At 73.0% G+C, this 18705-nt stretch carries 16 protein-coding genes; 7 read left to right on the top strand and 9 right to left on the bottom strand.

Features of this window, described 5'->3' with window-relative positions:
* Positions 1 to 90: 90 nt before the first annotated feature.
* A complete protein-coding gene (locus ACWGH1_RS10510; protein ID WP_453355273.1) occupies positions 91 to 795 on the bottom strand; it encodes an SIMPL domain-containing protein in 705 nt (234 codons plus the stop codon).
* 141 nt (positions 796 to 936) lie between these two features.
* Here ACWGH1_RS10510 and ACWGH1_RS10505 point away from each other — a divergent pair, with 141 nt between their 5' ends.
* Complete coding sequence (locus ACWGH1_RS10505) at positions 937 to 2736, top strand: bifunctional metallophosphatase/5'-nucleotidase (protein WP_453355272.1); 1800 nt, start codon at positions 937 to 939, stop codon at positions 2734 to 2736.
* Between the two features lie 22 nt (positions 2737 to 2758).
* Here the strand turns inward: ACWGH1_RS10505 and ACWGH1_RS10500 are convergent, their stop codons facing one another.
* The 5 genes from ACWGH1_RS10500 to ACWGH1_RS10480 all read right to left on the bottom strand — a co-directional run bounded on the left by ACWGH1_RS10500 (position 2759) and on the right by ACWGH1_RS10480 (position 10417).
* Positions 2759 to 4168 (bottom strand): lysine N(6)-hydroxylase/L-ornithine N(5)-oxygenase family protein, encoded by a 1410-nt coding sequence (locus tag ACWGH1_RS10500; protein ID WP_453408613.1) that lies wholly within the window; start codon positions 4166 to 4168, stop codon positions 2759 to 2761.
* Positions 4140 to 5582: a pyridoxal phosphate-dependent decarboxylase family protein gene (locus tag ACWGH1_RS10495; protein WP_453355270.1), complete on the bottom strand. Its 1443-nt coding sequence runs from the start codon at positions 5580 to 5582 to the stop codon at positions 4140 to 4142. Before ACWGH1_RS10495 ends, ACWGH1_RS10500 begins: the two co-directional genes overlap by 29 nt.
* Positions 5583 to 6501: 919 nt before the next feature.
* Entirely contained in the window at positions 6502 to 9006 is a 2505-nt protein-coding gene (gene pepN, locus ACWGH1_RS10490; protein WP_453357071.1) for an aminopeptidase N, read from the bottom strand.
* A gap of 131 nt (positions 9007 to 9137) precedes the next feature.
* A complete protein-coding gene (locus ACWGH1_RS10485; protein ID WP_453408612.1) occupies positions 9138 to 9470 on the bottom strand; it encodes a chorismate mutase in 333 nt (110 codons plus the stop codon).
* 164 nt (positions 9471 to 9634) lie between these two features.
* Positions 9635 to 10417: a serine protease gene (locus tag ACWGH1_RS10480; protein ID WP_453408611.1), complete on the bottom strand. Its 783-nt coding sequence runs from the start codon at positions 10415 to 10417 to the stop codon at positions 9635 to 9637.
* 140 nt (positions 10418 to 10557) lie between these two features.
* Between ACWGH1_RS10480 and ACWGH1_RS10475 the strand changes: the two genes are divergently transcribed.
* Positions 10558 to 11448, top strand: coding sequence for a hypothetical protein (locus ACWGH1_RS10475; protein ID WP_453408610.1), 891 nt, complete (start codon positions 10558 to 10560; stop codon positions 11446 to 11448).
* Between the two features lie 33 nt (positions 11449 to 11481).
* On the opposite strand, the gene ACWGH1_RS10470 is transcribed toward ACWGH1_RS10475, so the two are convergent.
* The 3 genes from ACWGH1_RS10470 to ACWGH1_RS10460 all read right to left on the bottom strand — a co-directional run bounded on the left by ACWGH1_RS10470 (position 11482) and on the right by ACWGH1_RS10460 (position 14220).
* The gene (locus ACWGH1_RS10470; protein WP_453354258.1) at positions 11482 to 12336 is read right to left on the bottom strand and encodes an alpha/beta fold hydrolase; all 855 of its coding nucleotides are present in this window, start codon (positions 12334 to 12336) and stop codon (positions 11482 to 11484) included.
* A 206-nt stretch (positions 12337 to 12542) separates the two neighbouring features.
* A complete protein-coding gene (locus tag ACWGH1_RS10465) occupies positions 12543 to 13454 on the bottom strand; it encodes an SDR family oxidoreductase (RefSeq protein ID WP_453354257.1) in 912 nt (303 codons plus the stop codon).
* 1 nt (position 13455) lies between these two features.
* Complete coding sequence (locus ACWGH1_RS10460; RefSeq protein ID WP_453354256.1) at positions 13456 to 14220, bottom strand: SDR family oxidoreductase; 765 nt, start codon at positions 14218 to 14220, stop codon at positions 13456 to 13458.
* A 56-nt stretch (positions 14221 to 14276) separates the two neighbouring features.
* Here ACWGH1_RS10460 and ACWGH1_RS10455 point away from each other — a divergent pair, with 56 nt between their 5' ends.
* The 5 genes from ACWGH1_RS10455 to ACWGH1_RS10435 are packed head-to-tail and all read left to right on the top strand — an operon-like array spanning position 14277 to position 18678.
* Positions 14277 to 15026 (top strand): enoyl-CoA hydratase family protein, encoded by a 750-nt coding sequence (locus ACWGH1_RS10455; protein WP_453354255.1) that lies wholly within the window; start codon positions 14277 to 14279, stop codon positions 15024 to 15026.
* Positions 15023 to 15877 (top strand): CoA transferase subunit A, encoded by an 855-nt coding sequence (locus tag ACWGH1_RS10450; protein WP_453354254.1) that lies wholly within the window; start codon positions 15023 to 15025, stop codon positions 15875 to 15877. The genes ACWGH1_RS10455 and ACWGH1_RS10450 overlap by 4 nt, the downstream gene beginning before the upstream one ends.
* Positions 15874 to 16605 carry a CoA-transferase subunit beta gene (locus ACWGH1_RS10445; RefSeq protein WP_453354253.1) on the top strand — a complete coding sequence of 244 codons (732 nt, stop codon included), beginning with the start codon at positions 15874 to 15876 and terminating at the stop codon, positions 16603 to 16605. The genes ACWGH1_RS10450 and ACWGH1_RS10445 overlap by 4 nt, the downstream gene beginning before the upstream one ends.
* A gap of 4 nt (positions 16606 to 16609) precedes the next feature.
* On the top strand, positions 16610 to 17713 hold the full coding sequence (locus tag ACWGH1_RS10440; protein WP_453354252.1) for an NAD(P)H-dependent flavin oxidoreductase: 1104 nt from the start codon (positions 16610 to 16612) through the stop codon (positions 17711 to 17713).
* Positions 17710 to 18678 carry a tyrosine-protein phosphatase gene (locus tag ACWGH1_RS10435; RefSeq protein WP_453408609.1) on the top strand — a complete coding sequence of 323 codons (969 nt, stop codon included), beginning with the start codon at positions 17710 to 17712 and terminating at the stop codon, positions 18676 to 18678. The genes ACWGH1_RS10440 and ACWGH1_RS10435 overlap by 4 nt, the downstream gene beginning before the upstream one ends.
* The last annotated feature ends 27 nt before the right edge of the window (positions 18679 to 18705 follow it).

Raw genomic sequence — 18705 nt, 5'->3', positions numbered from 1 at the left:
ACAACCGTTGGGCAAAGGGTTGTTGACATTTGTTGAATGTGCGTGGGGGTGCTCCGATGAGCACCCCCGGATGTCGTGCGGAGGGGGTTTTCAGAGCTGGGGCGGGGTCATGGTGAAGCGGGCGTTGACCTGGGCGTAGACGGTCTGGCGCTGGGGTTCGAGGTCGAGGGGCGGGGCGCCGGCGTCTTCGGCGGGGGCGCCGTAGGCCATGGTGCGCATGCCGGAGCCGGGGGCCGCGGGGAAGGGGGTGGCGTTCTCGGCGCCGAGGTCGGCGAGTTCGACGAGGGCGGCGAGCCGGGCGCCGAGGGCTTCGGCGTACTCGCGGGCGCGCTGGACGGCTTCGAGTACGGCTTGGCGGCGGGCTTGGCCGTGGGCGGGCGAGGTGGGGCGCAGGGCCCACCAGGGGCCGTCGACGCGGGTGAGTTCGAGGTCGGCGAGGCGGGTGGTGAGTTCGCCGAGGGTGGTGAAGTCGTTGAGTTCGGCGGTGATGTGGACGCGGCCGTGGTATGCGCGGACGCGTTCGGCCCGGCCGTGTCGGGTGAGTTCGGGGGTGATGGAGAAGGCGCCGGTTTCGAGTTTCTCGACGGGGTCGCCGTAGCTCTTGATGAGGTCGAGTACGGCGTTGTTGCGGCGGGTGAGGTCTTCGAGGGCGGTGCGCCGGTCGGTGCCGCGGGCGTTGACGGTGACGCCGATGCGGGCGATCTCGGGGTCGACTTCGATCCGGGCTTCGCCGCGGACGGCGACGCGCGGGACTTCGGGGGTTCCGTAGGGCTGGTGCGCGGGGTCCTGGGTCATGGCTTCACTCTCGCACTGCCGCTCGTACAGGTGTGGTCATCGGATCGAAACCTGGTGGGGGTGTTGTGCCTTGTTACCTGTGGGTCAGAATCTACGCGCGTTGCCCGTACTTCTGAACAGCGCCTCACAAGGGGAGATGGCATGGCGTTCGACCGCAGGACATTTTTGGGTACTTCGGCTGCGACGGGTGCGGCTGTGGCGTTGGCGGGGGCCACGAGCACCCCGGCCGCGGCCGCGGCGGGCGGGCGGCCGGGGCCGCGGACGTACTCGTTCACGGTGATGGGGACGACCGACCTGCACGGGAACGTCTTCAACTGGGACTACTTCACCGACAGGGAGTTCGACGACAAGGCACACAACGACGTCGGTCTGGCGAAGATCTCGACGCTGGTGGAGCAGGTGCGGGCGGCGAAGGGGCGGTGCAACACGCTGCTGATCGACGCGGGTGACACGATCCAGGGCACGCAGCTGGCGTACTACTACGCCAAGGTGGATCCGATCACGGCGCGGCGAGGGCCGGTGCATCCGATGGCGCAGGCGATGAACGCGATCGGGTACGACGCGGCGGCGCTGGGCAATCACGAGTTCAACTACGGCATTCCGGTGCTGCGCAAGTTCCAGGAGCAGTGCCGTTTCCCGCTGTTGGGGGCCAACGCGCTGGACGCGAAGACGTTGCAGCCGGCGTTTCCGCCGTACAGCATGCACCGGTTGCGGACTCCGCACGGGCGGGACGTGAAGGTGGCGGTGCTGGGGCTGACGAACCCGGGGATCGCGATCTGGGACAAGGCGAACGTGCAGGGGAAGATGACGTTCCCGGGTCTGGAGGAGCAGGCGGCGAAGTACGTGCCGCGGCTGCGTTCGATGGGGGCCGACGTGGTGATCGTGTCGGCGCATTCGGGGTCGAGCGGTACGTCGAGCTACGGGGACCAGTTGCCGTACGTCGAGAACGCGGCCGGGCTGGTGGCGGAGCAGGTGCCGGGGATCGACGCGATCCTGGTGGGTCACGCGCACACGGAGATCCCCGAGTACCGGGTGCGGAACAAGGCGACGGGCAGGGACGTGGTGCTGTCCGAGCCGTTGAAGTGGGGGCAGCGGCTGACGCTGTTCGACTTCGAGCTGGTGTGGGAGCGGGGCCGGTGGTCGGTGGCGAAGGTCGCGGCGCAGGTGCTGAACTCGAACACGGCGGTGGAGGACCCCAAGATCACGCGGTTGTTGTCGGACGAGCACCGCAAGGTCGTCGCGTACGTCAACCAGGTCATCGGCACGTCGGTGGGGGCGATGGATTCGGCGGACGGGCCGGTGAAGGACGTCCCGATCATCGATTTGATCAACCATGTGCAGGCGGAGACGGTGAAGGCGGCGCTGGCGGGCACGCAGTGGGCGGCGCTGCCGGTGCTGTCCCAGGCGTCGTGTTTCTCCCGGACGGCGGCGATTCCGGCGGGCCAGGTGACGATCAAGGATGCGGCGGGGTTGTACCCGTTCGAGAACACCCTTGAGGCGCGACTGCTGACCGGCGCGCAGTTGAAGGACTACCTGGAGTACTCGGCGCGGTACTACGTGCGTACCGCTCCGGGTGATGTGGTGGATCCGGCGAAGCTGACGAACTCCGAGGGCGTCCCGGACTACAACTACGACGCGGTGTACGGCCTGACGTACGACATCGACATCGCGCAGCCGGTGGGGTCCCGGATCGCGGGGTTGTCCTTCCAGGGGAAGGCCGTGGATCCGGCGGCGCGGTTCGTGTTCGCGGTGAACAACTACCGGGCCTCGGGCGGGGGGAACTTCCCGCACGTCCCGCAGGCCGAGCAGTTGTGGTCGAACTCGGAGGAGATCCGCAACACGATCATCCAGTGGGTGAAGGCGAAGGGGACGATCGACCCGGCGGCCTTCGCTTCGGTGGACTGGCGGCTGACGCGGGCCGGGGTGCCGGTCTTCTCGTAGTCGCCGCTTGACCCGGTTGCGGTCAGGGGTGTTCGACCAGCGGGAGCAGTTCGCTCGTGGGGTGGGGGCGGGCGTGTTCCCGCTGGTCGAGGCCGAAGGTGGTGAAGGCGGTGCGGGCGGGCTGGGGGTAGGGCTCTTTGCCGGTGAGGGTGTTGAGGATGGCGGCGCTGCGCCAGGCGGCGAGGCCGAGGTCGGGGGCCCCGACGCCGTGGGTGTGGCGTTCGCCGTTCTGGACGTAGACGCTGCCGGTGATGCTGGGGTCGAGGATCATCCGGTAGCGGTCGTCGATGCGCGGGCGGCCGGCGGAGTCCTTGCGGAGGTAGGGGTCGAGACCGGCGAGGAGGCTGGTGAGGGGGCGTTCTCGGTAGCCGGTGGCGAGGACGACGGCGTCGGTGGTGAGGCGGGAGCGGGTGCCCTGCTGGGTGTGTTCGAGGTGGAGTTCGACCTTGGTGGTGGCGACGCGGCCGGCGGTGCGGACGCTGACGCCGGGGGTGAGGACGGCGTCGGGCCAGCCGCCGTTGAGGGTGCGGCGGTAGAGCTCTTCGTGGATGGCGGCGATGGTCTCGGCGTCGATGCCTTTGTGGAGTTGCCACTGGACGGGGACGAGCTGGTCGCGAACGGGTTCGGGGAGCGAGTGGAAGTAGCGGGTGTAGTCGGGGGTGAAGTGTTCCAGGCCGAGCTTGGAGTACTCCATGGGGGCGAAGGCGGGGGTGCGGGCCAGCCAGGTGAGGCGTTCGCGGCCGGCGGGGCGGGCGCGGAGCAGGTCGAGGAAGACCTCGGCTCCGGACTGGCCTGAGCCGATGACGGTGACGTGTTCGGCGCCGAGGACGCGTTCGCGGTTGTCGAGGTAGTCACAGGAGTGGATGACGGGGACGGTGGGGGCTTCGGCGAGGGGGCGCAGGGGTTCGGGGACGAAGGGGGCAGTGCCGATGCCGAGGACGAGGTTGCGGCTGTAGGTGCGGCCGAGGGCTTCGGCTTCTCCGGCGGCGTCGAGCTGGGTGAAGTCGACTTCGAAGAGGTCGCGTTCGGGGTTCCAGCGGACGGCGTCGACCTGGTGGCCGAAGTGGAGTCCGGGGAGGCGGTCGGCGACCCAGCGGCAGTAGGCGTCGTATTCGGTGCGCTGGATGTGGAACTGCTCGGCGAAGTAGAAGGGGAAGAGCCGTTCCTTGTGCCTGAGGTAGTTGAGGAAGCTCCATGGGCTGGTGGGGTCGGCGAGGGTGACGAGGTCGGCGAGGAAGGGGACTTGGAGGGTGGCTCCGTCGATGAGTAGTCCGGGGTGCCAACGGAAGTCCCGGCGCTGGTCGTAGAAGGCGGTGGCCAGTTCGCCGGTGCCTTGGCGGGGCAGGCCGTGGGCGAGGGCCGCGAGGGAGAGGTTGAAGGGGCCGATGCCGATTCCTGCGAGGTCATGGGGTGCGTCGGGCTGCGCGGTCATCGGTGGGTGCTGCCTTCCGGGAAGGGGACGGGGACGGGGCCAGGAGGGTGACGAGCGCTTGCAGGTCCTGGGGCGTGGTGTGGGGGTTGAGCAGGGTTGCTTTGAGCCAGAGCCGGCCGTCGGCGGTGGCGCGGCCGAGTACGGCGCTGCCGTCGAGGAGGTGGGTGCGGCGCAGGGCCGCGAGGTGGTCGTCGTCCGTGGGGGTGGGGCGGAAGAGGACCGTGCTGATGGTGGGGGGCGCGTGGAGCTCGAAGCGGGGGTGGGCGTCGAGGAGTTCGGCGAGCCGGTGGGCTGCGGCGCAGGTGAGGTCGATGAGCTGGGCGAGTCCGTCGCGGCCGAGTGAGCGCAGGGTGGTGGCGATCTTGAGGGCGTCGGGGCGGCGGGTGGTGCGCAGGGAGCGGCCGAGGAGGTCGGGCAGGCCGGCTTCGGTGTCGTCGGTGGCGTTGAGGTAGTCGGCCTGGTGGGCGAGGGGAGCCAGCAGGGCGGTGTCGGGGACGGCGAGGAGTCCTGCGGCGACGGGTTGCCAGCCGAGTTTGTGCAGGTCGAGGGTGAGGGAGTGGGCGCGGGAGAGGCCGGCGACCTTGGCGCGGTGACGGGGGCTGAGGGCGAGGAGGCCGCCGTAGGCGGCGTCGATGTGGAGGTCGGCGCCGTGCTGGTGGCAGAGGTCGGCGAGGGGGCCGAGGGGGTCGATGAGGCCGGCGTCGGTGGTGCCCGCGGTGGCGGCGACGAGGACGGGGCCGGTGGTGCGGGTGAGGGCTTCGGCGAGGTGGTCGGGGTCGAGTGTCCCGGTGGGGGTGGGCAGGGCGATGGCGGGGGGCAGTCCGAGGAGCCATGCGGAGCGGGGGATGGAGTGGTGGGCGTTGGCTCCGTGCAGGACGGTGAGGCGGGGTCCGTGGCGTTCGCGGGCCAGCAGCAGGGCGAGCTGGTTGGCTTCGGTGCCGCCGGTGGTGACGAGGGCGTCGGCGCGGGGGGTGCCGTAGAACTCGGCGGCGAGAGTGCGGGTGAGGAGCGCTTCGACGGCGGAGGCGGCGGGGGCCTGGTCCCAGGAGTCTAGGGAGGGGTTGAGGGCGCTGGCGGCGAGGTCCGCGGCGGCGGCGACGGCCAGCGGCGGGCAGTGCAGGTGTGCGGCGCACAGCGGGTCGGCGGGGTCGGCTGCGCCGGCGGCGAGGATGTGGACGAGGGTGCGCAGGGCTTCGTGGTCGCCGGTGCCGTGGGTGGGGAGTACGTCGCCCAGGGCGGCCCGGACGCGGGCGGTGACGGTTGCGGGGCCGCCGGCCGGGAGGGGTCCGCCGCGTTCTCGGGCTCCGGTGCGCAGCGCGTCGAGGACGGTGTCGAGGAGGGGCCGCAGGGCGTCGGCGCCGCCGGGGCCGCCGGCGAGCGGGGGCAGCGGCGGGGGGCCGGGCGGGCTGGTCATCCGGTTGTCCTTAACGGAGTCTGGGCGGGGACAGCCTGGTCCCCGCCCAGCACAACGATCAGACCCGAATGGGGTAACCGCCGGGGTTTGTCTGATTGCCCCGTACGGGTGGGGTGCACGTCCGCCCGTTCGACCCCAGCCCCGCCTGCGGCGGGGCGCCGACCGGGGCCCTCCCGGGCGGCGCGGTGGCCCGGCGCGTGCGGCGGGCGCGGAAGCGCCGCGGGCGGGCCGGCGGCCCGGAGCGTGCAGCGGCCCCAGCAGGCCGGTCGGCGCGGGCAGTCGCCCGACACGGGCCGGCTGACGCGGGCGCGGCGGTGGCCCGGCGTGTGCGGACGGGTGCGGCAGCGCCGCGGGCGCGGGCAGCGCGGCGGCGGCCCGGCGCGTGCAGTCGCCCGACACGGGCCGGCTGACGCGGGCGGTCGGCTGATGCCGGTCCCCCGCGCCCGGCCTCCGGGGCGGCGGCCCGGAGCGTGCGGTCGGCCCTGCCGGGCAGAGCGGTGGCTGGACGCGTGCGGCGGAACAGGCGGCAGGCGGCGGGCGGGCCGGTGGCGGCTCCGCGCACGCGCCGACGCCGGCCGGCCAGTGGCGGGGGTGGGCCGACGCGGGTGGTCGGCCGATGCCGGACATCCCGCGCCGGTCAGACCCCGGGGCCGGGCCGCGGTCCGGCGCGTGCGGCGGAGCCGGAGGCCGGCCCCAGGCCGGCGGCCCAGTGCCGGCCGGGCGGGGCCGGTCAGGGCGGCCCGGGCGGGGCCGCGGTCCGGCGCGTGCGCCGGCGGTACCGTGTCGGCCGGCCGGGGCCCCGCCCACGCCTGCCGGACGCCGGCCGATGCCCGGCCCGGGTCGGCGACCCCGCAGCGGGCAGATCCTCCACGGCCGGCCGCCCGGGTCGCGGGCGGGGGCGGCCGGTTGGGGGGATCGGTCAGGCCGGCGTGCGGACGCGGAGGGCGCGGGCGAGGTCGTCGAGTTGGTCGACGAGCTTGCGCCGCAGCAGCGGGATCAGGTCGGGGTCGTCCAGGCAGGCCCGCCCGGCGCGGAGGTTGTCCTCGTCGACGGCGTGGGCGGGGAAGGCCCAGCGGCCGGCGGCGTCGCCGATGGCGGGTCCGCGGCGGGCCGCGACGGCCACCGCCTCGGGATAGTAGCGGGGGACGTAGTCCTGGACGAGGTCGGCCTGTTCGGGCTGCCAGAAGCCCTGGGCGGTGGCGCTGAACAGGTAGTTGGACAGGGAGTCGTCGTGGAAGAGCCGGTTCCAGGCGGCTTCCTTGGCCTCGGCGGTCGGCAGTGCGGCGCGGCAGCGGGCGGCGCCTTCCTCGCCGGTGGCGGTGGGGTCGGCGGCGAGGGCGGCGGCGATCTCGTCCTCCCCGACGGCGCCGAGTACGGCGAGCCGGGCGAGGATGCGCCAGCGCAGCTCGGGGTCGAGTTCGGGGCCGCCGGGCACGGTGCCGTCGGCCAGCCAGGTGGCGAGGGTGTCGGGCTGGGTGGCGCTGTCGATGCGCACGCGTACGGCGGCCAGGCGCAGGCCGGGGTCCGAGCCGTCCTCGGTGCGCCGCAGCAGGGCGCGGGCGGTGTCGGTGATGGTGGCGAGGGCGGCGGTGCGCTGCCGGGGGGCGACGTAGCGGGCGGCGATGTGGGTCCGGGCGAAGGCCAGTACGCCCTGGACGACGGCCAGGTCCTGCTCGTCGGGGAGGTGGGCGCGGGCGGTCTCCAGGTAGGCCTGGGGTGCCAGTTCGCCGTCGCGGACCATGTCGCGCAGCGAGTTCCAGACGACGGCGCGGGTGAGCGGGTCGGGCAGGGCGGACAGGTCATGCAGGGCGGTCTCGACGGAGGTGGCGTCGAGGCGGACCTTGGCGTAGCTGAGGTCGCCGTCGTTGAGGAGGATCAGCGCGGGGCGCGGACCGCTGACGGAGAGGACCTCGTCGGTGGGGACGTCGAGGCTGAGGCGTTCGCGCAGTTCGAGGCCGCCGCCGGCCGGGTCGCGGTCGTAGAGGCCGACGCCGATGTGGTGCGGGCGGCTGCCGTGGTGGCCGACGGTGAGGGTCCAGCCGGCGGTGTCCTCCTCGATGTGGGGGCTGAGGGTGTCGATGCCGGTGGTGCGCAGCCATACGTCGGCCCAGGCGTGGACGTCGCGTTCGGTGTGGGCGGCGAGGGAGTCGACGAAGTCGGCGAGGGAGGCGTTGGCGAACTTGTGGCGGGTGAAGTGGGTGTTGATGCCGGCGAGGAAGTCCTTCTCGCCGAGCCAGGCCACGAGCTGGCGCAGTGCGGAGGCGCCCTTGGCGTAGGAGATGCCGTCGAAGTTGAGGAGGGCGGAGGCGGTGTCGGGGACGGCGTCGGGGGCGACGGGGTGGGTGGAGGGCCGCTGGTCGGCGTCGTAGCCCCAGGGCTTGCGTTCCATGCCGAACTCGGTCCAGGTGCCGGTGAAGCGGGTGGCTTCGACGAGGGTCTGGTAGCCCATGTACTCGGCGAAGGACTCGTTCAGCCAGATGTCGTCCCACCAGCGCAGGGTGACGAGGTCGCCGAACCACATGTGGGCCATCTCGTGGGCGATGACCATGGCGCGGCGCTGGCGTTCGGTGTCGGTGACGGCGGAGCGGAAGATGAATTCGTCGCGGAAGGTGACGAGGCCGGGGTTCTCCATGGCGCCCGCGTTGAACTCGGGGACGAAGGCCTGGTCGTAGGAGTCGAAGGGGTACGGTTCGGCGAACTTCTCGTGGTAGCGGTCGAAGCAGTCCTTGGTGACGGACAGGATCTCCTCGGAGTCCGCGTCCAGGTAGGGGGCCAGGGAGCGCCGGCAGTGGATGGCGAAGGGCAGTCCGGCGTGGTCGGTGCGGACGCTGTGCCAGGGGCCGGCGGCGATGGCGGCGAGGTAGGTGGAGATGACGGGGGTGGGGGCGGAGGTCCAGGTGCCGGCGCCGTCGGTGTCGCGGTCGCCGGTGCGGGTGGTGATGCCGTTGGCGAGGACGTACCAGTGGGAGGGGGCGGTGACGGTGAACTCGAAGACGGCCTTGAGGTCGGGCTGGTCGAAGGCGGGGAAGACGCGCTGGACGTCGTCCATGAACATCTGGGTGTAGACGTACGTCTCCCCGTCTTCGGGGTCGGTGAAGCGGTGCAGGCCTTCCCCGGTGCGGGAGTAGCGCATGCGGGTGTCGACGCGCAGTTCGTGGGGGCCTTCGCCGAGGCCGGTGAGCGGGAGGCGGCTGCCGGTGAGGGTGGCGGGGTCGAGGGGGCGCCCGTCGAGCTGGGCGGAGCGCAGTTCGTCGGGTTTCAGCTCCAGGAACGTGTCGCCGGAGGTACGGGCGCTGAACCGGATGACGGTCGCGGAGTCGAAGGTCTCGTCGCCGGTGGTGAGGTCGAGGGAGACGGCGTAGTGGTGGACGTCGAGGAGCTGGGCTCGGAGCTGCGCTTCGTCGCGCGTCAGTGCGGATGCCATGGGGCCCATGCTGCCGGAAACGGCGGCCGGGCCCCAGGGGTCCGGGGCTCCCGGGGGCGGGGGGTCCGGGGGGCGGGGGGTCCGGGGGCCTGCGGGTCCGGGCCGTCCTGCCCTGGTCCGCCGGTGATCCCCTACTCTTCGCCCGCGGCGATCGTCTCGTGGTGCCGGATGACCTCGGCGATGATGAAGTTGAGGAGTTTTTCCGCGAAGGCCGGGTCGAGTTTGGCGTTCTCGGCGAGCTGGCGCAGGCGGGCGATCTGGCTGGCCTCGCGGCTCGGGTCGGCGGGGGGCAGCTGGTGGCGGGCCTTGAGGTGGCCGACCTGCTGGGTGCACTTGAAGCGCTCGGCGAGCATGTGGACCACGGCCGCGTCGATGTTGTCGATGCTGTCCCGCAGGCGGGCCAGTTCGGCGGTGACGTCCTCGCCGGTCGTCTCGCCGCTCTCGTCGGTGTCGCTGGTGTTCATGGTTCCCGAGAATACGTGGCGCGGGCGGCTTCTCCGCTGGTCGGCCGGACAGTGAGACGCCCGGGCCGGCCGCCCGGGCGTGCGGTGACGGTGGGGATGCGGGCGGTGACGGACGGCTGCCCCGGCCTTCCGGTGCGTGGTGGGCCGGAAGGCCGGGGGAGGTGTCAGAGGCCTGCGGCCGCCGCCCGGATGTCGGCGGCGAAGGTGGAGACCTCCGAGTAGACGCCGGGGTAGCCGGGCCGGGCGCAGCCCTCGCCCCAGCTGACTATGCCGACCTGGATCCAGGCGTTGGTGTTGTCGCGGCGGAACATCGGGCCGCCGGAGTCGCCCTGGCAGGTGTCGACGCCGCCCTGGTCGTAGCCGGCGCAGATCTCGTCACCGGGGACGAGGTCGCTGCCGTACGCGCTCTGGCAGGCGGCGTCGGAGACGAAGGGGACGGTGGCCTTGAGCAGGTAGCGCTGCTGGCTGCCGCCTTCGCGGGCGGCGCCCCAGCCCGCGATGGTGAAGGTGCCGTTGTCGTAGGCCTTGGTGTCGGCGATCTTGAGGGTGGGGAGGTTGATGGGTTTGGCGAGCTTGATGAGTGCCCAGTCCTTGCCGGAGCCGTTGTAGCCCGGGGCCTGGAGCACCTTGGTGGACTTGACCTTGATGGCGCTGGTGCTGTTGAGGTCGACGACCCCGGCGGTGGCGGTGATGGAGGTGTTGTTGCCGGAGCCGTTCACGCAGTGGGCGGCGGTGAGGACGATCTGCTGGGTGTAGAGGGCGCCGCCGCAGCCCATGGAGAGGCGGACCATGAACGGGAACTCGCCCTGGGCGGCCCGCGTTCCACCGACGACGGGGGTCGGTGAGGCGGTGGCGGATCCGGGCTGGAGGCTGACGGCCGCGAGGGCGACCGCGCCGACGGCCAGGGTGCGCTTGAGGAGGGTGGCAAGGGTGGACACAGTCGACACGCTGCCTTTCGTGGGGGGTTGGGCCGTGCGCGTCACGGGTGATGACGCGTCCATGACACAACGCCCCTTGCAGGGCGACAAGAACGTGTTTTCGGACAACTTCCACGAGTCGCCGCGGTGATTGCGGCGAGGAGGCCGGCATGACGGAGAACGGCAGGCACAGCAGTCCCGTCGCCCACGGATTTCCGCATCTGGAAACGGTGCGCAGGGCGATCACGGCGCTGTTCCGGCGGCTCTCGCACGAGGGGATCCTGGCCTACGGAGCGAGCATCGCCCCCGCCGACGCGGCCTTCGGCGACGACGACGACCTGTACCTCGGCGCACACCGCGTGGCTTCCGCCGTGGTGCGCGCGCTGCGGCTGCCCGATGCCCGGATGGTGGTCGGCTTCCGGACGATGACGGAGGCGGCCGCCGTGGAGCTGACGGCCGGACCCGAGTACTTCGTCGAGGTGAACGACCGTTTCCGCACCCATCGCCGCGACCTGGCGGCCGCCCTGGCCCACGAGGCGGCCCACGTTCTGCTGCACCGGCTGGACCTGCGTTTTCCCACCACCGCCGAGAACGAGATCCTCACCGACACCGCGGCCGCCTACCTCGGGGCGGGCTGGCTGCTGCTCGACGCCTACCGCGAGGACGCCCTCACCCACCAGAAGCTCGGCTACCTCACCCCCGAGGAGTTCGGCTACGTCCTCGCCAAGCGCGGCCGGCTGCTCGGCGAGGACCCCTCCACCTGGTTCACCAGCCCCCAGGCCTACGAGGCCTACGTGCGCGGCCGCGCGCTCGCGGACCGGGACCACCGCCGGCCCCCGCTGGCGGCCGCGCCCTGGTCCGAACGCCGGCGCTACGCCCGCGACCGCCGGACGAGTACGGCCGCGCCGCAGGCCCCGTACCGCTTCGCGGACCCGGGCTCGGGGCGGCGGGTGAGCTTCCCCTGCCCGCTCTGCGCCCAGTGGCTGCGGCTCCCGGCCGGCCGCGGCCCCTTCACCGCGCGGTGCGGTCTGTGCCGTACCGAGCTCGACGTGGACACCTGAGCGGCGGAGCGGCAGCCGCCGCGCCGGGGGCCGTCAGTGGAGGAAGAAGCCGGTGGCGAGGCGCTGGAAGTCCTCGGCGGCCTCGCTCTGCACCAGGTGGCCGCACCGGGGGAACACGTGGAGCCGGGCGTCGGGGATGGCCCCGAGCGCGACGAACGCCCCGTCGAGGGGGGCCACGCGGTCCTCGCGGCCCCAGGTCAGCAGCACCGGGCAGCTGATGCGGTGGGCCTCGCGCCACAGTTGCGCGCCCTCGGGCCACTTGGCGAACGAGGCGGCCGTCCGGGCACTGCCGAGCCTGGCCCGCTCCTCGGTGGCCCGGGCGTAGCGCTCCTCGACGAGCGCCTCGGTGACGCGCGAGGGATCGTGCACGAGGGTGGTGAGGAAGGTCCGCATCTGCTCGCGGGTCGGTTCGGGCGACCCGCCGAACTCGATCAGCTTGCGCAGGCCCTCGCTGGGCGCCGGGGAGAAGAGGTTGAAGGAGATGCCGGCAGGCGCGTTGAGCAGCAGTTTGGCCGCGCGTTCCGGGTGATCGACGGCGATCCGGGCGGCGACGCCGCCACCGAGCGAGGTCCCGAGGAACTGTGCCCGGGGTACGGCCAGTTCGTCCATGAGGGCGACGACGGCACGGGCGCTGTAGGAGAAGTAGTCGCGGTCGGGTTCGGGCAGGTCGGAGCGGCCGTAGCCGGGCTGGTCGACGATCAGGGTACGGAAGTGCTGCGCGAAGTGGGGAAGGTTGGCGGCGAAGTTGCCCCAGCCGGAGGCGCCCGGGCCGCCGCCGTGCAGCAGGACGAGCGCCGGGCCGTCGGCCGGGCCGGCCTCGTGGTAATGGAGGCTGAGCGGACCGGCCTTGGCGGTGCGCGAGGTGTTCTCGTACGAGTGAATCGGCATGATCACAGCATTGCCGATGGGATGTCGGGCCCAGGATGGTTCAGCGGGGATGCGTAGCGGGTAGTCATATCCCAACGCACGCAAGAAGCTTCCGGACCCGACCCCTCGCCAGGGGGCCGGGCCCGGGGTGCGTTCGGGGCCCTTCTCCTGCCCGGTTGCCCCGCCTGCTCGGCCCCATTCCTCCGCGCCGCCCCGTGTCCGCCGCGCTATTCCGCCGCGCCGTAGACCGCTCCCGGCGCCGGCGACCGCGCCAGCAGTGCCGCCGCGGCCTCGCCCGCCTCCGCCGGGGTCCAGCGTGCGCCGCGCTCGGTGGTCGGGCCGGGCCGCCAGCCCTCCATCACCGTGATCCGGCCCCCTTCGGCCTCGAAGACCCGCCCGGTCACCCCGGCCGAGGCCTGCGAGCCCAGCCACACCACCAGCGGCGACACGTTCTCCGGGGCCATCGCGTCGAAGCCGCCCGCGTCCGGCGCCGCCATCGCCTCCGCGAACACACGTTCCGTCATCCGGGTCCGGGCGGCCGGTGCGACGGCGTTGACCTGGACCCCGTACCGGCCCATCTCCGCCGCCGCGACCAGCGTCAGCGCCAGGATCCCCGCCTTGGCGGCGCTGTAGTTACCCTGCCCGACCGAGCCCAGCAGTCCCGCCCCGGACGAGGTGTTGACCACCCGCGCCGCGACGGGGCGCCCCGTCTTCGCCTCGGCCCGCCAGTACGCCGCCGCGTGCTTGAGCGGCAGGAAGTGGCCCTTGAGGTGGACCCGGACCACCGCGTCCCAGTCGTCCTCGGCCAGGTTCACCAGCATCCGGTCCCGCAGGAACCCGGCGTTGTTGACCAGCGTGTCGAGCCGCCCGAACGCCGCGAGGGCGCACTCGACCAGGGACGCCGCGCCCTCGCCCGTGGCGATGTCCCCGCCGTGCGCGACTGCCTCCCCTCCCCCGGCCTCGATCTCCGCCACGACGCGGGCGGCCGGGCTGTCCGGGCCGGGCAGCCCGTCCAGTCCCACGCCGAGGTCGTTGACCACGACCCGCGCCCCTTGCGCCGCGAAGGCCAGCGCGTGGGCCCGGCCAAGTCCCCGCCCGGCGCCCGTCACGATGACCACGCGTCCCTCGGCAAGTCCCATGTCAGCTCCCCTTGTTGGTGGTTGCCGCGTCCAGAAAGGCGGGCCGCTCCCCGCCGCCGTGCACCAGCAGGCTCGCCCCGCTGACGTACGCCGCCCGGTCGGAGGCCAGGAACACCGCCGCCGCCCCGATGTCGGACGGTTCCGCGAGCCGCCCCAGCGGGACCGTGGCGGCGACCGCCTCGACGCCCGCCGCGTCCCCGTAGTGCAGGTGCGCCAGTTCGGTCCGCACCAGGCCCGGGACCAGGGAGTTCACCCGCACCTCGGGTGCCCACTCGACCGCCATGGAGCGGGCCAGGTTCTCCAGCCCCGCCTTCGCCGCCCCGTAGGCGGCCGTACCGGGCGAGGGCCGGGTGCCGCTCACGCTTCCGATCATCACCACCGAGCCGCGGGACGCCCGCAGCCACGGGTAGGCGGCGAGCGAAGCCGTCATCGGCGCCAGCAGGTTCAGCTCGACGACCCGGGCGTGCCGCGCCGCCTCGCCCTCCGCCAGCAGCCGGTACGGGGTGCCGCCCGCGTTGTTCACCAGGCAGTCCAGCCGCCCGTACTGCTCGGCGACCGCCTCGAACACCGCGTGTACGGCGGCGGCGTCGCGCAGGTCGACGGCGGTGAAGGAGGCCTGGCGGCCACCTTCGGCGACCGGCCGCTCCGGCGGCCGGCGCGCGCAGACGACCACCCTGGCGCCCGCCGCGAGGAACGAGCGCGTGATGCCCGCTCCGACGCCCCGGGTTCCGCCGGTGACGACGACCACCCTCCCCTTGAGCTCCATCGGCTGCTACCTTCCTCACCTAACAAATGTTTGGTGGAAAGGTAGCTGATCCTCCCATGGGTGTCTCCACCACCGTCCCGGACGAGGGCACCGCCCTGGTCACCGTCGACTTCCCGCCCGTCAACGCCCTCCCGGTGAGCGGCTGGTACGAACTCGCCGACGCGCTGCGCGCGGCGGGCCGCGACCCCGCCGTCCGCTGCGTCGTCCTGGCCGCCGAAGGCCGGGGCTTCAACGCCGGGGTCGACATCAAGGAGATGCAGCGCGACAGCAGCCACGGCTCCCTCATCGGCGCCAACCGCGGCTGCTACGAGGCCTTCGCCGCCGTGTACGAGTGCGAGGTGCCGGTGGTGGCCGCCGTCCACGGCTTCTGTCTCGGCGGCGGGATCGGGCTGGCCGGGAACGCCGACGCGATCGTGGCCTCCGACGACGCCGCCTTCGGCCTCCCCGAGCTGGACCGGGGCGCACTCGGCGCCGCCACCCATCTGGCCCGCCTGGTCCCCCAGCACCTGATGCGCGCCCTGTACTACACCTCCCGGACCGCGACGGCGGCCGAGCTGCACGCCCACGGCTCGGTGTGGAAGGTGGTCCCGCGCTCGGAGGTCCGCGGCGCCGCCCTGGAGCTGGCGGCGGAGATCGCCCGCAAGGATGGCTACCTGATCCGGCTGGCCAAGGCGGCCATCAACGGCATCGACCCCGTCGACGTACGGCGCAGCTACCGCTTCGAGCAGGGGTTCACCTTCGAGGCCGGTCTCAGCGGGGTCGCCGACCGGGTCCGCGGCTCCTTCGGGAAGGAGCGGGACGCATGACCGACAAGTCGATGACCCCCGAGGAGGTGGTGGGGCGGCTGCGCAGCGGGATGACCCTCGGCATCGGCGGCTGGGGCTCGCGGCGCAAGCCCATGGCGCTGGTGCGGGCACTGCTCCGCTCCGAGATCACCGATCTCACCGTCGTCTCGTACGGCGGCCCGGACGTCGGGCTGCTGGCCGCCGCCGGGCGGATCCGCCGGCTCGTCGCGCCCTTCGCCACCCTCGACTCGATCCCGCTCGAGCCGCATTTCCGGGCCGCCCGGGAGCGGGGTGCGTTCACCCTGACCGAGCTGGACGAGGCCATGTTCATGTGGGGCCTGCACGCCGCCGCGAACCGGCTGCCCTTCCTGCCCGTGCGCGCCGGTCTCGGCTCCGACGTGATGCGGGTCAATCCCGAGCTGCGGACCGTCACCTCCCCGTACGCCGACGGCGAGGAGTTCGTCGCCGTCCCGGCCCTGCGCATGGACGCGGCCCTGGTCCACCTGAACCGGGCCGACCGCCTCGGCAACGCCCAGTACCTGGGCCCCGACCCCTACTTCGACGACCTGTTCTGCGAGGCCGCCGACGCCGCCTACGTCTCCTGCGAGCGGCTCGTGGAGAGCGCCGGCCTCGCCAAGTCCGGGCCGCCGCAGTCGCTGCTGGTCAGCCGCCACAGCGTCACCGGCGTCGTCGAGACCCCGCACGGGGCGCACTTCACCTCCTGCGTCCCCGACTACGGCCGCGACGAGCCCTTCCAGAAGCTGTACGCGGCCACCCCCTGGCCCGAGTTCGCCGCCCGCTTCCTGTCCGGGCCGGACGAGCACGCCTACCAGTCGGCCGTCCAGGCCTGGCACGAGGAGCAGCAGCGGTGACCAGTGAGCCGACCCGCGCCGAATACTGTGTGATCGCCTGCGCCGAGGCCTGGCGCGGCGACGGTGAGGTCCTGGCCAGCCCCATGGGCCTGGTGCCGTCCGTCGGCGCGCGGCTCGCGAAGCGGACCTTCAGCCCCGACCTGCTCCTGACCGACGGCGAAGCGATGCTCGTCGGTCTCGACGGCACGGTGGAGGGCTGGCTTCCGTACCGCCGTCACCTCGCCATGGTCACCGGGGGCAGGCGGCACGTGATGATGGGCGCCAGCCAGATCGACCGGTACGGCAACCAGAACATCTCCTGCATCGGGGACTGGGAGCGGCCCGTCCGCCAGCTCCTCGGGGTGCGCGGCGCTCCCGTCAACACCCTCAACAACCCGGTGAGCTACTGGATCCCGCGGCATTCGCCCCGGGTCTTCGTGGAACGCGTCGACATGGTCAGCGGCGTCGGTCACGACCGGGCCGCGGCCGCCGGGGTGGCCCGCTTCCACCGCCTGCCCCGGGTGGTCAGTGATCTCGGCGTCTTCGACTTCGGGACTCCCGACCGTTCGATGCGTCTGGCCTCCCTGCACCCCGGGGTCACCGTCGAACAGGTCCGGGCCGCAACCGGCTTCGCCCTCGCGGTGGCCGATGACGTCCCGTACACGCGGCAGCCGAGCGCCGCGGAGCTGCGGCTGATCCGCGAGGTGATCGACCCCGAGGGCCTGCGCGAGCGGGAAGTACGGGGCTGAGGCGGTGGAAACGGCATTGACCAGGCTGGTGGGGGTCCGGTACCCGATCGTGCAGACGGGCATGGGCTGGGTGGCCGGCCCGCGGCTGGTGTCGGCGGCGGCGAACGCGGGCGCCCTGGGGATCCTGGCCTCGGCGACGATGACGCCGGACCGGCTGCGGGCGGCGGTGCACGAGGTGAAGTCCCGTACGGACGCGCCGTTCGGGGTCAACCTGCGCGCCGACGCCGGTGACGCCGCCGAACGGGTCCGGCTGATCATCGACGAGGGGGTGCGGGTCGCGTCCTTCGCCCTCGCGCCGTCCCAGGAGCTGATCGCCCGGCTCAAGGACGCGGGGGTGGTGGTCATCCCGTCGATCGGGGCCCGCCGGCACGCGGAGAAGGTCGCGGCGTGGGGCGCCGACGCGGTGATCGTGCAGGGCGGTGAGGGCGGCGGGCACACGGGCGAGGTGGCCACGACCGTCCTGCTGCCGCAGGTGGTCGACGCCGTGGACATCCCCGTCATCGCGGCGGGCGGCTTCCACGACGGGCGGGGTCTGGTCGCGGCCCTCGCCTACGGGGCGGCGGGCATCGCGATGGGCACCCGTTTCCTGCTGACCTCCGATTCGACCGTCCCGGACGCCGTCAAGGCCGAGTACCTCAAGGCCGGCGTCAAGGACGTCACCGTCACCACGGCCGTGGACGGGCTGCCGCACCGGATGCTGCGCAGCGAGCTGGTCGCCTCGCTGGAACGGGCGGGCCGGGCCCGGGCGCTGGCCCGGGCGGTGCGGCACGCGGCCGGTTTCCGGAAGCTGTCCGGTCTGTCCTGGTCGCGGATGGTGCGGGACGGGCTGGCGATGAAGCACGGCAAGGACCTGTCCTGGAGCCAGGTCCTGCTCGCCGCCAACACCCCGATGCTCCTCAAGGCCTCCATGGTCGAGGGCCGCACGGACCTCGGCGTCATGGCATCCGGGCAGGTCGCGGGGGTGATCGAGGACCTCCCGTCCTGTGCGGAGCTCGTGGGCCGGGTCATGGCCGAGGCGCAGGGCGCACTTCTGCGACTGCACGCGCACGACACCCCGTCCCCACCGGGGTGGGTCCCCTTCCCCTCCTCCCAGGAGCCGCCCGGATGAGCCGTGCCCGTATCCGCCTGGCGACGGCGGTCCTCGCTTCCGCCCTCGCCGTCACCACCGCCACCGCCGCCTCGGCGCAGGCGCCCGGCCGCACCGCGCGGTGGCAGACCGCCGCCGCCACCGCCACCGCCGCCGCCACCGCCACCGCCGCCGCCGCCGCCGCCGCCGCTGAAACGATTCGCCAGATCCCCCTCCAAGGCGCGGTCAACTTCCGCGACTTGGGCGGCTACCGCACCTACACCGGCGGCCAGGTGCGCCAGGGGCTGGTCTACCGCTCCGACGCACTGGGCAAGCTGACCGCCGCCGACCTCACCACGGTCGCCGGCCTCGGCCTCACGAAGGCCGTCGACTTCCGCATCCCGACGGAGGTCCAGTACGACGGTGCCGACCGGCTGCCCGCGGGGCTCACCCCCACCTCGCGCCCGGTCAGCGACCTCGGTCTGTACGCGACGCTGCTCACCGCCATCTCCAGCGGCGACCCCGCCACGCAGGAGCAGATGCTCGGCGGCGGCCGCGCCGAGGCCTACATGCGCGACATCTACCGCACCTTCGTGACCAGCCCCGAGAACCGGGCGCGGTTCGCGGCGACGCTGCGGGAGATCGCGGACGGCAACGGACCGCTGCTGTACCACTGCACGTCGGGCAAGGACCGGACGGGCTGGATGAGTTACGTGCTGCTGCGGGCGCTCGCCGTCCCCGAGCCCACCGCCGGGCACGACTACCTGGCCTCGAACACCTTCCGGGCGGCCTACGACGCCCAGGTGCGGGCGGTTCTCAAGCAGTCGGGCCGGATGCGGAACCCGGACCTGCTGATCCCGCTCCAGGAGGTCCGCCAGGACTACCTGGACGCCGCGACCGCCCGGATGGACGCGGACTACGGCGGCTTCTACGGCTACCTGACGAACGGCCTCGGCCTGGACCTGCGAACCCTGTCCAAGCTCCAGACCCGGCTGGTCCGGCCGTAGCAAAAGCCACGCCGGGCTCCGCGCGCT

It is taken from the genome of Streptomyces sp. NPDC054883 (genome assembly GCF_053610645.1).
Note: the sequence above shows the minus strand (reverse complement) of the source record. Positions and strands in the feature narration are given on the sequence as shown.

What these genes read in the sequence shown, in the direction of transcription:
- pepN (WP_453357071.1), bottom strand. Translation starts at nt 9,006, where the DNA reads ATGGCATCCGCACTGACGCGCGACGAAGCGCAGCTCCGAGCCCAGCTC.
- ACWGH1_RS10510 (WP_453355273.1), bottom strand. Translation starts at nt 795, where the DNA reads ATGACCCAGGACCCCGCGCACCAGCCCTACGGAACCCCCGAAGTCCCG.
- ACWGH1_RS10455 (WP_453354255.1), top strand. Translation starts at nt 14,277, where the DNA reads ATGGGTGTCTCCACCACCGTCCCGGACGAGGGCACCGCCCTGGTCACC.
- ACWGH1_RS10435 (WP_453408609.1), top strand. Translation starts at nt 17,710, where the DNA reads ATGAGCCGTGCCCGTATCCGCCTGGCGACGGCGGTCCTCGCTTCCGCC.
- ACWGH1_RS10505 (WP_453355272.1), top strand. Translation starts at nt 937, where the DNA reads ATGGCGTTCGACCGCAGGACATTTTTGGGTACTTCGGCTGCGACGGGT.
- ACWGH1_RS10495 (WP_453355270.1), bottom strand. Translation starts at nt 5,582, where the DNA reads ATGACCAGCCCGCCCGGCCCCCCGCCGCTGCCCCCGCTCGCCGGCGGC.
- ACWGH1_RS10475 (WP_453408610.1), top strand. Translation starts at nt 10,558, where the DNA reads ATGACGGAGAACGGCAGGCACAGCAGTCCCGTCGCCCACGGATTTCCG.
- ACWGH1_RS10460 (WP_453354256.1), bottom strand. Translation starts at nt 14,220, where the DNA reads ATGGAGCTCAAGGGGAGGGTGGTCGTCGTCACCGGCGGAACCCGGGGC.
- ACWGH1_RS10500 (WP_453408613.1), bottom strand. Translation starts at nt 4,168, where the DNA reads ATGACCGCGCAGCCCGACGCACCCCATGACCTCGCAGGAATCGGCATC.
- ACWGH1_RS10450 (WP_453354254.1), top strand. Translation starts at nt 15,023, where the DNA reads ATGACCGACAAGTCGATGACCCCCGAGGAGGTGGTGGGGCGGCTGCGC.
- ACWGH1_RS10465 (WP_453354257.1), bottom strand. Translation starts at nt 13,454, where the DNA reads ATGGGACTTGCCGAGGGACGCGTGGTCATCGTGACGGGCGCCGGGCGG.
- ACWGH1_RS10485 (WP_453408612.1), bottom strand. Translation starts at nt 9,470, where the DNA reads ATGAACACCAGCGACACCGACGAGAGCGGCGAGACGACCGGCGAGGAC.
- ACWGH1_RS10470 (WP_453354258.1), bottom strand. Translation starts at nt 12,336, where the DNA reads ATGCCGATTCACTCGTACGAGAACACCTCGCGCACCGCCAAGGCCGGT.